We start from the raw sequence: 13973 nt of genomic DNA on the forward strand, positions 1-13973 counted from the left end.
AACCGGCAAAGAATGAACAAAAAAAGACAGGTTGCAAAATACTTGGTTTTTGATTTTTTAGCAGCGGCCCTTGGTTGGACTATATTTTTCATTTACCGCAAACTGGTTATAGAGCCCCAGCGCTTTGGCATTGACATACCTTTGGATTTTACCAACCGTTATTTTCTTGGCTTGCTGTTTATTCCAGTTTTTTGGCTTACTTTTTATTATATCACCGGATTTTATAAAAACATTTTTCACAGATCGCGGCTGCTTGAACTCGGACAGACTTTTTTAACATCGGTTGTAGGTGTAGTAATTATTTTCTTTGCTTTGATTTTAGATGATTTTATAACATCGTATAAAGATTATTACGAACTCTTTTTTATTCTTTTTATCCTCCACTTCTTCCTTACCTATTCGTTTCGCCTAATTCTTACCACACGAACAATACATCGAATTCACAAACGTAAAATAGGGTTTAACACGCTTATTATAGGAAGCAACGAAAAAGCAGTAAAAGTGTATAATGAGATGATGAACCAGCAGCGCCCTGCCGGAAACTTATTTGTTGGTTTTGTGGGAGTTGAAAACAACAACGATGCGCTTTTAAGCGATTACATTCCAAAATTAGGCGGTGTAAACGACCTGACAAATATTATTGAAAGAAAACAGATTGAAGAGGTAATAATTGCGCTTGAAACCATTGAACACAAAAGATTAAGCGACATTCTTACAATAATTGAAAACCGGCAGGTAACAATTTGGGGAATTCCTGATTTGTACGATTTTCTGTCGGGCACGGTAAAAGTAAATACCATTTACAGCAGTCCCCTGATAAAAATATCAAACGGTTTGATGCCGGGCTGGCAGGAAAATACCAAACGTTTAATCGATGTATTGTTCTCGTTTATTGCATTGGTTTTGTTTTTCCCTGTTTTTTTGGTTTTAGCTGTGGTTATCAAAACCACATCGAAAGGCCCTATAATATATAAACAGGAAAGAGTGGGGCGTTTCGGACAACCGTTTAAAATCTACAAATTAAGAAGTATGGTTTTTAATGCCGAAAACGGAATTCCTGAACTATCGAACGAAAACGATGAGCGAATTACTAATATTGGGCGGTTCATGCGAAAAACACACCTCGACGAAATTCCGCAATTTATAAATGTAATTAAAGGTGAAATGTCACTGGTGGGTCCCCGCCCTGAAAGAAAATATTACATTGACCAAATCATTCAAAAAGCACCTCATTACACCCACCTTCACAAATTACGACCGGGAATAACCTCGTGGGGACAAGTAAAATACGGTTATGCTTCAAATGTGGAAGAAATGCTTGAAAGATTGCCTTTCGATATGATGTATCTGAAAAATATTTCGCTGTACATCGATTTTAAAATTCTAATTTACACCTTGATGGTAAGTTTTAAAGGAAACGGAAAATAGTTTACCGGCTAACTCCTTTATCGTTTTCCCAATGTTGAATCTCCACAATATTCCCTTCAGGATCCCGGGTATAGACTGCATTTAAAATTCCAACTCCTTCAATTTTTGTTTTAATAAGTTCGCCATACTTTTCACCGCCATTTTGAACCAGTTTCTCCAAAACGTCCTCCACATCTTCAACATGAAATGCGATGTGTGCAAATCCTGCTCGATTGATTACACGATTATTTTCCGCCAAATTCTCCGGCGAATATTCAAATATTTCAAGTGTCGGGTCTTTTTCAAAACCAGGGAGTTGAAGATGAATTCCTCTTATACCTGCTTTTTTCAAACCTGTTAATTGGTCTAACCAGTTTCCGCTTAAATTCCGTTCCGGCAAAATTGGAATGCAATCAAAAACTTTGATATAAAATGCGGCCAACTCTCTCCAGTTTGCAGCAACAATATTGGTATGAACATATTTAATTTTGGAAGACATACTTAACTGATTTAATTTCTTAAACCTTTGAGATAGTAGATGAAAATTGAAAATACTCCAAGAAACACAGAAACCACTATAAACGAAATTCCAATTCCAAAATGGTCGGCAACCACTCCAAAAACAAAGGCCAAAACAGATGTTAAGATGGTTTTGAGCAAGGACTGGGCCGAAATAACCGATGTTAAAACTTCGTTAGGGACGTTATCTGAAATATATCCGGTTAAAACCGGTTTTCGTACATTCTCAACCAAATAAATCCCAATAAAAGCGACCAACGCCACCACCCAAATCTCGCAGCTGTAAAAAAATCCAGTGACTGTTCCAAGAAAAAAGCCAAACAACAGTGTAACAAAAGGAAGGTCAATTTTATTGTTCTTTTCCAGTTTTGATGAATATTTTGACGCCCGGGAAGTGCCCAGGTAAATCAAAAAATAAATAACTCCTATTATTGCCCCGTTTCTTTTCTCATCTTCCTGGTTTACAAAAACCGGAATTAAAAGCGCCACACTTGCCATTAATGGCTGAATATAATCTTTTACCGCTTTTAAATAGGCCGAATGAAGCGCAGCCGTATTTATTATTTTCAAGACCTTAGGGCGTTTAACCATTTTAATCAGCGACTTAACCATAAAAACAAAGCTCACTTTCTTATTCTTTTCCGACTGATTTGATGAATGGTTTAATGCATTGGGGTATGACATGATCAGAAATAAATTTATCATGTACGGAACAATGGAATACAGAAAAATATTATGATACTCTCCGGAATAAAAAACAATTCCGCCTGCAATTAACGACGAAATTGCAGAGCCCATTTGCGACCACGAACGAGTATGCCCGTAATAATCTATTTTCTGATCTTCCCAGTTCTCAATTTTCAGGTATTCCATAATCATTCCTTTGTGGGTACCACTCCGAAATGCATCGCCTACACCATAAAAAATAAAAGCAACTAAAAACAACCAGAAGTTAGCGGAAATAAAAAATACAACAAACGATAAAATATAAGCTACAAAAGATCCCATCAACGAATTTTTTCGTCCGTAAGTATCAGCAACAATTCCGGATGGTACTTCAAAAATGTTTATACAGATTTCCCTTGCTGCATACAATACACCTATTTCGGTATAAGACAATCCTTTTTCAACCAAAAACAAAATAAAAAAAGCATCAAAAAACCGAAGATTTTTTAAAAATCCGTAAAAACTAAATTTGTAATATTGTTTATTTTTAACAAACGAACTCATTTCCAAAATTTTAAGCAGAAAGATAATTTGTTAAAAATAGGTAACTATTCTGAATATTCATCAAACCAGTAACCGGCCGGTTGGCCGTTCCAAAATAATAGGTCAAAAAACGCAAGGAAACAAAAAAACCCCGGAATTCTCCGGGGCCACTGTCTAAGATAAAATTAAAACTACCTATTACCTATTGTTCAAAATAAGTTGTTTTACAACTGCTTTATCACCATTCAGAAGCATCCTGCAAAAGTAAATTCCGGGTGAAGAAAGGGTGCCATTTTCATTCATCCCGTTCCATTCAACAGTATGAAGACCTTCTGATTTCTTTTCGTGTACCAAAACTTTTACTTTTTGTCCGTACAAATTGTAAATGCTGAGATCAATGTCTGATTTTCTGGAAAGTTTAAATGCCAATTGTGTTGAAACGCTGAACGGATTTGGATAAGCCATTAACATTTCCCCTATGTTTTCTTCTAAATCTTTGGAAAAAGTTTCAATCTCTTTCTGTTTTACAACAATAGTACTAAAATGCTCAATTGCTGCGTAAATTTTGTTTTTTACAGTGTCAACGGCTACACTTCCGGTACCATCATCTGTAAATCCGGTATTTTCCGCAAAAAATACGTCCAGATTTTTGGGGCTAACACCAAGCGAATCCAACAGGCCATATTTATAAACCAGGCTTAAGTTCAAAGGAATATTAAAGTAATAAGGCTCAACAATTGAGTCACTCCCAACAGGCATTACATTAAACTTCACCCCGGTAATAATTTCATTTTCAAACTCTACTTCAACGCTGTCCTCATCTACTTCTGCATATTCGTCAGGAATAAACATATAAATAAGGATATCTTCATCAATACATCCAAAGGGGAAATGAATCATTCCTCCATTCAAAATATTCAAGGGAAAGGGTAATCCGCCAATCTTATATGACTCACCTTCATTAAATAATTTAGCCGGCAGTTCTGTTCCATCGGGAAGAACGCGATGTATGGTTATTGTATTTACTACCGGATCAACAAGAGAATCAACCACCAGCAACTCTACTGACTCACTAAAATTACTATATTCTGCTTTGATCAAGGCCAACCCGGTTTCACCCGACAGAGTCAGCAAGCCAGTACTTACGTCAATTGCCCCTATCGAATCACCGGACAGGCTCCACACAACTTCTGCATCGTCGTGTTTATTCCCGTTTGTTTTATAAACAGCATCGTACTGGATTTGCATTAAGCTGCCCAGCGCAACTATTGTGTCGCCCGGCAGAATTTGCATTTGCCTGCTGTTATTGCCGTTGTTGGTTTTTACTTTTGGCTCTTCAACCTCAAGTTTTACCGTATCAGCTAATTCTCCCAGCGATGCTACAAGAATTCCTTTACCAACATTATGAGCATAAAACATATTTTCTGAAGAATAGGAAAAGCTTCCAAGTTCCGCCGGCCAAACCGACCAGGAAAAAATAGTGTCAACCTTTTGATCCAGTTCGTTGATATAAAATGCAGCCAATTCAACCGAATCGCCGGCCATTACCTTAATTTTGCCGGGAGTAACCTTTACTTTGGGATATGCAGTATTCTCTTCTTCAGTACCTTTGGGGGTCCCTGTCACTTTTAAATTCACAGAATCGCGAAGTTCCTTATACTTAGCAATTAAAATCCCTTCTCCGGAATGACTTGCAGTAAATAATCCGTTTTTGTCTACTTTGCCAAGATAGCCGGGCTCGGTATTCCATTTTATTTTCACCTCCTGCTCTATTCCCATACTGTCAGTATAACCGGCGCTTACGGAAATTGTCTCGCCTGGAGCCAGTTCAATATCCGGTGTTGTTATAAACAACGATTCCTGACTAAATACAGAATACGTGAATAATAGAAAAAACAGTAAAAGGGTTATTTCTTTTAACAAATAAAATTTCTTCATACTATCGCGATTTAATGATTGGTTTCAAATCAAGTATAAAAACGTAAATGACCCGAAAAAAGCCATTTACAATTTATACTGAATTTGTCAGGATATAGATAACCCCGCCAAACTAAATGTGACCCATCCCAAAAAAAGTGTGGTTTGGGGTTTGTAAACCATCACAAACGATCTTGCCTTCAAAAACAAGATCTTTCTGTACCGAAATGATACAGTCATCTTCTTCTTTCAAAAATTATAATTAGTTGCGTCCTTTTGTATATATATATATATTCGGAAAAACAGGAAAAGGTAATCTCCGCTACAAAAGACGTAGGCATACAACAAAGGTGCAAACATCTGTTATATTGAATTTTGGAGGCTAAAAAAAAATCTACTTTTAAAAAAAAACTGCTCTGCCGGTTCTGGCCGATTCACGGGCTGCATCGAGTATTTTTACCACTTCCAAATTGTTTTTAAGCGAATAAAGACCATATTCAGGCTGAACAATTTTTTTGTGGATCACATCAGCAAAATAGGCAAATGGATCCTCGTAAACCGGGATATCGTCTGGTGTAATCTTTTTTTGAACTTCTGAACTTACATCAGCACCTCTGAATTTTATATCCGACCTGTTAAGTGCATAAATATATCCCTCATCTCCGTAAATTTCCATGTCTTTCCTGCTAAACGGCCAGTTCCACGATGCCTGAATAATACACTGCGCTTCAGGATAAGAAACAATTATGGTCGCCTCGTCGTCAACCTTTGGATAAACATCGGGTTTAAACTGGCGGGTTACTGCCGTAACAGAAACAGCCTCTTGCCCGTTTGTTAACGCGGTCATCAGATTGGCCCCATAACACCCAAAGTCGATAATAGCACCGCCGCCATTTAAAACCGGATCGGTCAGCCACTCAAGAAAAAACCGGTCGCAACCAATTTCCTTTGGTCCCCGATGCCCATCGTGAATAACCACTTTCCTCAAATTCCCGACAAAATCATCTTCTCGCACCATTTTCAGCGATTGCGCCGTTGTGGGGTACCACGAAGTTTCATAATCCGTTAGCAAAAAAATATCGTGTTTTTCTGCCAATTCTGCCATTTGTTTTGCATGTTCCATATTTACCGCCAACGGTTTTTCCACCATCACATGAATACCGCGGGGAGCACAGGCTTCAACCACCGACAAATGGTCGAAAATAGAACCAAATGCGACCACAGCTTCCGGTTTTGTTTCATCGAGCATTTTTTCCAGATTGTGATAAATAATTTCAGCAGGCAATTCGTACCTTACTTTTACATTCCGGGTTAATACCCGGTTTGTATCGCAAACTCCTACCAATTCAAAGTCACCCTTATCGGGCCGGCCTAAAATAAATGAAATATGCCCGTGCGACATTCCAGCCACTGCCAGACGAATTGGTTTTTCTGCTTTTGACATGGTAGTTATTGCAACGGAAAACGCCAGGATCAAAACTGTTGCAATGCTTAGCTTTTGAGTTTTCATACTTGTTGTTTTTAGTTGGTTTATCAAAAATAGCAACATTTTGTTTGTCTATTGAAAAGAAACGATTTACACTTCGAAATAAACTAACAAACGGATAAAAGAGGGGTTCAATATTAGCGATGAAGTTGATCGCTGATTTTTATACTTACAACAGAATAACCAATATCAAACATTCTGTATTTATTAGAAATGCGGATATTTTAACAAAACGCTCCTCCCTGAAAACAATAGAGCTCCGGTATCAGCAGCTTTACCTGTTTAATTAATCCACATGCAGGGCAAATTGTTCCGGTTTTTTCCCTTTTACTTCTTTATAAAATTCTTTAATCTGCCCCATAACAGCAGTAAAGTCAGAAGTGTCATAAATAATTCCAAGTACGCCCATTTCTTTTTTCCCATAATCAAGCGCAGCCACAACAATAGGAACCTGAGCTTTTTGAGCCATATAGAAAAACCCTTTATTCCATTTTTCCATCTTTTTTATCCACCCCTCCGGAGAAACAACAATATGCAATTCTTCTGATGATTCCAAAAGATCAACAACCTGATAAATGGCATTTTTACCTTTTACCCCGCGAACCGGAATCGAACCAAATTTCCTCATAACCAAATTCATGGGAAAAAAGAAGAGTTCTTTTTTTGAAAGAAATTTAAATTTAACACCCAGCTCCGTGAATCCGAGTTTCCCGTAAATCGCATCGATGTGTGCGGTGTGAGGTGCAAAAATGGTAACCGACTTTTTTAAATCGCCATAATCACCCGTTATTCGCCATCCACACTTTTCTAAAATTCTACCGGACAAGGTTTTCATAAGTCAGTTAGCTTCGTTTTTAATTACGGTCAAGGTACGACATTAATCGACACAGCAACTGAAAAACCAAAATAAAACTTTAGCTACTATTTGATTGGGTGGATCTTATTGATTTCCTCATTCAGGGATGTACTTTCATCATCTAATCTTTGGATTAAATTATAAGATAGGTGGCAACTTCCAAAAGAAACGTCTATGTTTAGGACATTAATTTTTAAAGAGGTAGTTGAATTAAAGTAGCAGCCGGCAATCCATTGGCCAGCGCCATCGTTTCTAAGGTAATATTTGCAATTTTTACAGCAAGTTCAAATATTGGTTTAGCCTCCTTATAGTTTTGATATAAAAGGTTGGCTTCCACGACAAATCCAAAAATTCTATCATAATTAGTCATTTTGATATGTAACTCACTTTGAAGTTTTTCTAACCTTTCCAGAACTCTTTGACGATGATTCTCCTCAATAACATCACATTCTAAAATTTTATTTCTAAGTTCATTAATCAAATTTTGAATATTTCCTATTTGATCTTCGGATAACTCATAAATGATGTCATTTCCAAATTTTGAAGAAATTGTAGCATTTAGCTCTTCGAATTTTCTGGTAGCCTCTCGTTATGCATATTTATTATTAATTGCTGAGTAATGTCGAAAGTAGCCATTAACCTTATCTTTAAGTTTATTGACATCCATCGTAAACTCTAAGAAACTGCCTGAATCAACATTGTGATTTTTAAGGAAATTACTTAATACTGCGTATGCAGCAAAAAGTTCAATTTGTAAATTTGAACCTCATTCAAAATCTTTAATATTATTGAAGTACTCACGACATATATATCTTACTCCGTCAATTAAATCATCTGGTATTTTCTCAATAAGTTCTTCAGAAAAAAAAGTTCTTGTATTTGAATGTATCTTATTCAGGTTAATATTTAAATCCCTCAAACTTACAAAATACTGACACTCAACACTCTGGTGTTAATAAAATTTAGAAAAAAATTATACATAATACATCGAACCACAAAATATCCTATACCGAATACTCAACTTTCAATATTTAACCTCTGGAAATTCAATATTGTGTTATTAAGCATTGGTTGTTCCCAATCCACAAAAAAAGCCCCCAGTCAACAGACTGAAGGCTCACATATCATTGCTACATACTTTACACTAATTCCACAAACAAACCATCATCGTTTTTTTCTACTTTGGCCAGTTTGTGTTTGGTGAGGCCTTTAATGGCTTTATCCCATTTTTTGTTACTAAGGCCAGACTTTTCTTTTAGCTCATTTAAATAAACCGGCGATTGCGTTTTTAACAGTTCCATCACCGCTTTTTCATCTTCGGTAAGCTCAACTGTAACTTTCTTTTCGGGTTTCATTTGCGGGAAGAAAAGTACATCCTGAATCGATGGACTGTTGGTCATAAACATGGTTAAACGGTCGATTCCCATTCCCATTCCGGAAGTTGGTGGCATTCCGTATTCCAGCGCACGCAAAAAATCCTGGTCGATAAACATGGCTTCGTCATCGCCTTTTTCCGACAAACGCAACTGTTCTTCAAAACGCTCGCGCTGGTCAATCGGGTCGTTTAATTCCGAATAGGCATTTGCCAGCTCTTTCCCATTTACCATCAATTCAAAACGTTCGGTCAACTCCGGGTTTTCCCTGTGTTTTTTTGTCAGCGGTGACATTTCAACCGGATAATCGGTAATAAACGTTGGCTGAATGTAATTATGTTCGCATTTCTCCCCAAAAATCTCGTCAATCAGTTTTCCTTTTCCCATGCTCGGATCTATTTCAATTCCCAGTTTGTCGCAAATCTCACGCAATTCCTCTTCGCTTTTGCCCGAAATGTCATAACCGGTATATTCTTTTATCGCTTCGGTCATGGTTACACGCGGATAGGGTGTTTTGTAATCAATAATATTTTCGCCCAACTGCACCTTTGTGGTTCCATGAAGCGCCAGCGCCACACGTTCACAAATCTGCTCGGTGAAACTCATCATCCATTTGTAATCTTTGTAAGCTACATAAATTTCCATCACGGTGAATTCCGGGTTATGTGTGCGGTCCATCCCTTCGTTACGGAAATCTTTGGCAAATTCATATACACCATCGAAACCACCAACAATCAAGCGTTTCAGATAAAGTTCGTTGGCGATACGCAGATAAAGCGGAATATTCAGCGAATTATGATGTGTAATAAAAGGGCGTGCCGCAGCACCTCCGGGAATTGGTTGCAAAATTGGTGTTTCAACTTCAAAATAACCGTACTCGTTAAACATCTCGCGCATGGTATTGATGATTTTTGTACGCTTGATAAATACATCTTTCACCTGCGGATTTACGATTAAATCGACATAACGCTGACGGTACCGTTGTTCAGCATCGGAAAAAGCATCGTAAGTTTTGCCATCTTTTTCTTTTACGATGGGCAGCGGACGAAGCGATTTATTCAGAACCGTTAATTCTTTTACATGAATAGAAATCTCTCCCATTTGTGTTTTAAAAACAAAACCTTTAATACCGATAATGTCGCCAATATCAAGCAGTTTTTTAAACACCTCGTTGTACATGGTTTTGTCTTCTCCGGTGCACAACTCATCGCGGTTTACATATATCTGAATTCGTCCTTTATAATCCTGAATTTCGGCAAACGAGGCCTTTCCCATTATCCTCCGGCTCATTAATCTTCCGGCAAGAACAACATCCTGATAATTGCTCTTCTCCTCACTAAAATTTGCTTTTATTTCGGTGCTTGTTGCATTTACTCTAAACTCAGCCGCAGGATACGGATCGATGCCCAGTTCGCGTAATTTCTGCAACGAATTTCTCCTGATAACTTGCTGTTCGCTTAATTCCTGATTACTCATTTTATCTCTTTCGAAAAATTTTCCGGCAAAGATAATAAAAGAACTTGTATCGCTTTTGTTCTCAGAAGAATTGAAAGGAAAAGAAAATAAATGGTAAGGTTAAATAAATATTTTTCAAATTTCAGCCGGCAATTTCTATCTTTGCAGATTAACGGTTTGGAACAATATTTATGGAAAAAGTGTGGAATCTAAAAAAGCGGGGCGATCAAAATGAAATTAAACATTTGTCGGTTGCCCTAAACGTAAATATGGTAATTGCCAAACTGTTAGTTCAACGCGGAATAAAAACCTTCAACGAAGCAAAAGCATTTTTCAGACCCCGATTGAGCGACCTCCACGACCCTTTCCTGATGAAAGATATGGGGAAAGCAGTTGAACGGCTGGAAAAGGCCATTGCCAACCAGGAAAAAATTCTGATTTATGGCGACTATGACGTCGATGGTACCACTTCCGTTGCTCTGATGTACACCTTTTTAAAATCGCGTTTTCAGCATATTGAATATTATATCCCAGACCGATACAGCGAGGGGTACGGGATTTCACCCAAAAGCATCGATTACTCGGTTGACAATGGATTCTCGCTTGTGATTGCCCTTGACTGCGGTATTAAAGCTGTGGAAAAAATTGCAAATGCAAAAGAGCGCGGGCTTGATTTTATCATTTGCGATCACCACAACCCTGATGATGAAGTTCCTCCGGCAGTAGCGGTTTTAGATCCCAAACAGTCTGACTGTAAATATCCTTACAAAGATTTATCGGGATGTGGAGTGGGCTTTAAGTTTTTACAGGCATATTGTCAGAAAAATAATATCGAGCAGGAAGAGGTTCACGATTTACTGGATTTGGTTGTGGTAAGTATCGCTTCTGATATTGTTCCACTTACAGGAGAAAATCGTGTTCTTTCATATTACGGATTAAAAAAGCTAAACTCAAACCCCGGAATTGGGCTGCAAACCATTATCAATTTTGCGGGGTTGAATGGAAATGAAATCACAATAAGTGATATTGTTTTCAAAATAGGACCACGTTTAAATGCTTCGGGCAGAATTGAACATGGTAAAAAATCGGTTCAGATCCTGGTTTCCAACGATGAGGATAAATCGGATTTGCTGGGTGAAGAAATTGATTCGTTTAATGAAATCAGAAAAACCCTTGACCGCGACATTACTCAGGATGCGCTGGATACAATTGAAGAGAACGAAGAACTGAAAAATATGAACAGTACGGTTTTATATAACCGCGACTGGCACAAAGGCGTTGTTGGAATTGTTGCATCCAGAATTACAGAGCAATATTACCGCCCCACTGTCATTTTAACGGAATCAAACGGACAGGCAACCGGTTCTGCACGCTCGGTGGGAGATTTTGATCTATATGAAGCAATCGGAAAATGCAGCGATTTGCTCGAATCGTACGGTGGGCATATGTACGCCGCCGGACTAACCATGAAAATTGAAAATATTCCGGAATTCAGAAAGCGTTTTGAGGAAATTGTTACAGAGCAAATCACCGACCTTCAGCAAACACAAACAATTGAGGTTGATGCAAAAATCCCGTTAAGTGAAATTACACCGCGTTTTTTTAGGATCTTAAAACAATTCGCGCCATTCGGACCACATAATATGACGCCGATTTTTGTTACGGAAGATGTTTTTGATGCAGGAACCAGCCGATTGGTTGGAAAAAATCAGGAACACCTTAAACTTGATTTGGTTGAACCCGATGTGAACTCTGGAATATTTCCCGGAATTGCTTTTAACCAATCAGACAAATTCGACCTGATTACTTCCGGACTTCCGTTTGATGTATGTTATTCCATCGCCGAAAATGAATACAGGGGAAAAACCAACCTTCAGTTATATATTCGCGACATAAAAAAACGTGATATTTTTTAAGCCCCGTTAATGCTAAATTCCTGCCAGCTTTTTAACTCCAAAAGCTTTTCCATTACCGGCATGTTGGTTCCTTTGAGTCTTTGTACTGATTGATGCCCGTCGGCAACTAAAATACATTTTATTCCAAGTTGCTCAGCTACTTCAAAATCATGAGTCGTATCCCCTACAATCCATGAACTTTCAACGTTAATTTGATACTGTTGAATCAACTCTTTTCCTCTTTCTATTTTTGAAACTGCATAGTGATCATTTAAGCCTGCTACTCCTTCAAAAAAATGAAAAATTTTGTTTTGTTGAAGTGTCTTTTCAAGCATATTTTGTTTCATCGCCGAAAGAACAAACTGCCGGAATCCCTGATTCCTGAAGAACTCAAGTACATCTTTAGCAGATGGGTGCAGCCCACAATTTCCGACGCCGCCGTCATATAAATCGATAAATTCTTTTGCGGGAATTGAAAAGTCTTCCTTTTTAAAATTGAAACCGATTGCTTTATAATAATCTTTCACAGGAAAAGAAAACACCTCTTTGTAACTGTTCCGGTTTAACAAGGGCAGCTCTCTTCTTTTTAGTAAAATATTTATTGTTGAAATACAAAAATCAAGATCATTTAAAAGCGTTCCGTTCCAGTCCCAGATAATTGACTTTGTCATTTTCATCCTTCTGTTACAGCAAGTTTATTTATTACCGGATTGGCATAAATTCTTAAAAATCGCTCGGTAATATCTGTAATCGGGAAATCGATAAAAATCATCGCCTGTTCCAACATCAACTCAAAGTGTTTTTTCTCTTCTTCCGAATATTTATGTCTGAACCGGTCCTCCCCCATCAGTAAATCATAGGCAACATAATTGCTTGGCCACAATTTAAAGTTGGAATATATCTGGCTGTCAATTTTAGCAGCCAGTACCTCTGCCAGTTGATTTTGTTTTTCTCTTGTTTTTGCTTCCTCAAGATCTATTTTAATTTGAGTTCCAAATGAAAAACGCATTCTTCCTTTTGGATTAAACATTCCCATCGACATACTTTTCAAATCGTCTTTGCTGGTTTTTTTCTGGCCATAGTGTTCCTTTTTTATCAGCTCTTTCATTTTTGCCAAACCACAAGGTTCTATCTCGTAAGAGATTGATACCGGAACAATATTCAATTCGTTAAAACCTTCTGAAAAACCTGCCGTATTACTCATATTCAGCATTTTCAGCACACTCACCTGCGTTTTATCAAATCCGTCTTTAGTGCGGCCTTCCCGCTGTGCAATCCAAACAGAAACATTGTCTTCAACAATTGATTTTCGTATGTAGTGAGAAACTTTCTTTGAAGATTCCATTAATTCCCGCGGCGGAAGATTCCGCTTTACAACAAAAGCCCGGTTAAGTTTTACTGCATGTTCAATCCAGGTATATAAAAGCAGGTTATTCCCGATAGCAACATTCGTTGTATTCATTCCCTTTTCAAAAATGAGATAATTTATAAATGCTGCATCGAGTACTATATCGCGGTGATTGGAAATAAAAAGGTACGCTTTCTTTTTATCAAGTTTATCAAGTCCTGTGTGAGTCAGCCCATCAGAGGTTTTATTGATAATCATCCGGAGCATATCATATACAAAAGTTCCCTGTAACTGCCGCACAGTTCGCACCATTCGCAACTGTAATTTTATCATCTCCACCTTAGGCCGGACTTTGAACATGTGCATTAAAACCTCATCAAAAACAGGGTCTTTAGTCAGCAGTTTTATTTTCTCTTTAACTTCCTTGTCGGTATAAGGGCGTATGTCATCAAAATTAAATTCAGGCATTTTTAGCTTTTTTGTAAAACAGGGCAAAGTAATGAATTCA

General features: G+C 37.7%; 11 protein-coding genes. 2 read left to right on the top strand and 9 right to left on the bottom strand.

The window, feature by feature from the left end:
* Positions 1-12 precede the first annotated feature (12 nt).
* Positions 13-1428 carry a sugar transferase gene (locus tag K5G00_RS01795; RefSeq protein WP_238763782.1) on the top strand — a complete coding sequence of 472 codons (1416 nt, stop codon included), beginning with the start codon at positions 13-15 and terminating at the stop codon, positions 1426-1428.
* Position 1429: 1 nt separating this feature from the next.
* Here the strand turns inward: K5G00_RS01795 and K5G00_RS01800 are convergent, their stop codons facing one another.
* The 7 genes from K5G00_RS01800 to lysS form a co-directional block, all read right to left on the bottom strand.
* Complete coding sequence (locus K5G00_RS01800) at positions 1430-1906, bottom strand: VOC family protein (protein ID WP_238763785.1); 477 nt, start codon at positions 1904-1906, stop codon at positions 1430-1432.
* 11 nt (positions 1907-1917) lie between these two features.
* Positions 1918-3156 (bottom strand): MFS transporter, encoded by a 1239-nt coding sequence (locus K5G00_RS01805; protein ID WP_158868107.1) that lies wholly within the window; start codon positions 3154-3156, stop codon positions 1918-1920.
* Between the two features lie 177 nt (positions 3157-3333).
* Positions 3334-5073, bottom strand: a complete 1740-nt coding sequence (locus tag K5G00_RS01810; RefSeq protein WP_238763788.1) for a T9SS type A sorting domain-containing protein — start codon at positions 5071-5073, stop codon at positions 3334-3336.
* Positions 5074-5452: 379 nt separating this feature from the next.
* Positions 5453-6562, bottom strand: coding sequence for a Gfo/Idh/MocA family protein (locus K5G00_RS01815; RefSeq protein ID WP_238763791.1), 1110 nt, complete (start codon positions 6560-6562; stop codon positions 5453-5455).
* 262 nt (positions 6563-6824) lie between these two features.
* Complete coding sequence (locus tag K5G00_RS01820; RefSeq protein WP_238763792.1) at positions 6825-7373, bottom strand: 1-acyl-sn-glycerol-3-phosphate acyltransferase; 549 nt, start codon at positions 7371-7373, stop codon at positions 6825-6827.
* Between the two features lie 214 nt (positions 7374-7587).
* Positions 7588-7875 carry a hypothetical protein gene (locus K5G00_RS01825; protein ID WP_238763794.1) on the bottom strand — a complete coding sequence of 96 codons (288 nt, stop codon included), beginning with the start codon at positions 7873-7875 and terminating at the stop codon, positions 7588-7590.
* A 658-nt stretch (positions 7876-8533) separates the two neighbouring features.
* On the bottom strand, positions 8534-10243 hold the full coding sequence (gene lysS, locus K5G00_RS01830; protein WP_238763795.1) for a lysine--tRNA ligase: 1710 nt from the start codon (positions 10241-10243) through the stop codon (positions 8534-8536).
* Between the two features lie 170 nt (positions 10244-10413).
* Between lysS and recJ the strand changes: the two genes are divergently transcribed.
* Positions 10414-12138 carry a single-stranded-DNA-specific exonuclease RecJ gene (gene recJ, locus K5G00_RS01835; protein ID WP_238763796.1) on the top strand — a complete coding sequence of 575 codons (1725 nt, stop codon included), beginning with the start codon at positions 10414-10416 and terminating at the stop codon, positions 12136-12138.
* Here the strand turns inward: recJ and K5G00_RS01840 are convergent.
* Complete coding sequence (locus K5G00_RS01840; RefSeq protein ID WP_238763799.1) at positions 12135-12788, bottom strand: HAD family hydrolase; 654 nt, start codon at positions 12786-12788, stop codon at positions 12135-12137. The two genes, recJ and K5G00_RS01840, sit on opposite strands and share 4 nt — an antisense overlap.
* A 2-nt stretch (positions 12789-12790) precedes the next feature.
* The gene (locus tag K5G00_RS01845; protein WP_238763800.1) at positions 12791-13933 is read right to left on the bottom strand and encodes a 1-acyl-sn-glycerol-3-phosphate acyltransferase; all 1143 of its coding nucleotides are present in this window, start codon (positions 13931-13933) and stop codon (positions 12791-12793) included.
* Between the last annotated feature and the right edge of the window lie 40 nt (positions 13934-13973).

This window comes from Maribellus maritimus (genome assembly GCF_022267315.1).
In the GTDB taxonomy this organism is placed as follows: Bacteria; Bacteroidota; Bacteroidia; order Bacteroidales; family Prolixibacteraceae; genus Draconibacterium; species Draconibacterium maritimum.

Coding starts and splice junctions, on each gene's coding strand:
- K5G00_RS01795 (WP_238763782.1), top strand. CDS start 13: ATGAACAAAAAAAGACAGGTTGCAAAATACTTGGTTTTTGATTTTTTA.
- K5G00_RS01800 (WP_238763785.1), bottom strand. CDS start 1,906: ATGTCTTCCAAAATTAAATATGTTCATACCAATATTGTTGCTGCAAAC.
- K5G00_RS01805 (WP_158868107.1), bottom strand. CDS start 3,156: ATGAGTTCGTTTGTTAAAAATAAACAATATTACAAATTTAGTTTTTAC.
- K5G00_RS01810 (WP_238763788.1), bottom strand. CDS start 5,073: ATGAAGAAATTTTATTTGTTAAAAGAAATAACCCTTTTACTGTTTTTT.
- K5G00_RS01815 (WP_238763791.1), bottom strand. CDS start 6,562: ATGAAAACTCAAAAGCTAAGCATTGCAACAGTTTTGATCCTGGCGTTT.
- K5G00_RS01820 (WP_238763792.1), bottom strand. CDS start 7,373: ATGAAAACCTTGTCCGGTAGAATTTTAGAAAAGTGTGGATGGCGAATA.
- lysS (WP_238763795.1), bottom strand. CDS start 10,243: ATGAGTAATCAGGAATTAAGCGAACAGCAAGTTATCAGGAGAAATTCG.
- recJ (WP_238763796.1), top strand. CDS start 10,414: ATGGAAAAAGTGTGGAATCTAAAAAAGCGGGGCGATCAAAATGAAATT.
- K5G00_RS01840 (WP_238763799.1), bottom strand. CDS start 12,788: ATGACAAAGTCAATTATCTGGGACTGGAACGGAACGCTTTTAAATGAT.
- K5G00_RS01845 (WP_238763800.1), bottom strand. CDS start 13,933: ATGCCTGAATTTAATTTTGATGACATACGCCCTTATACCGACAAGGAA.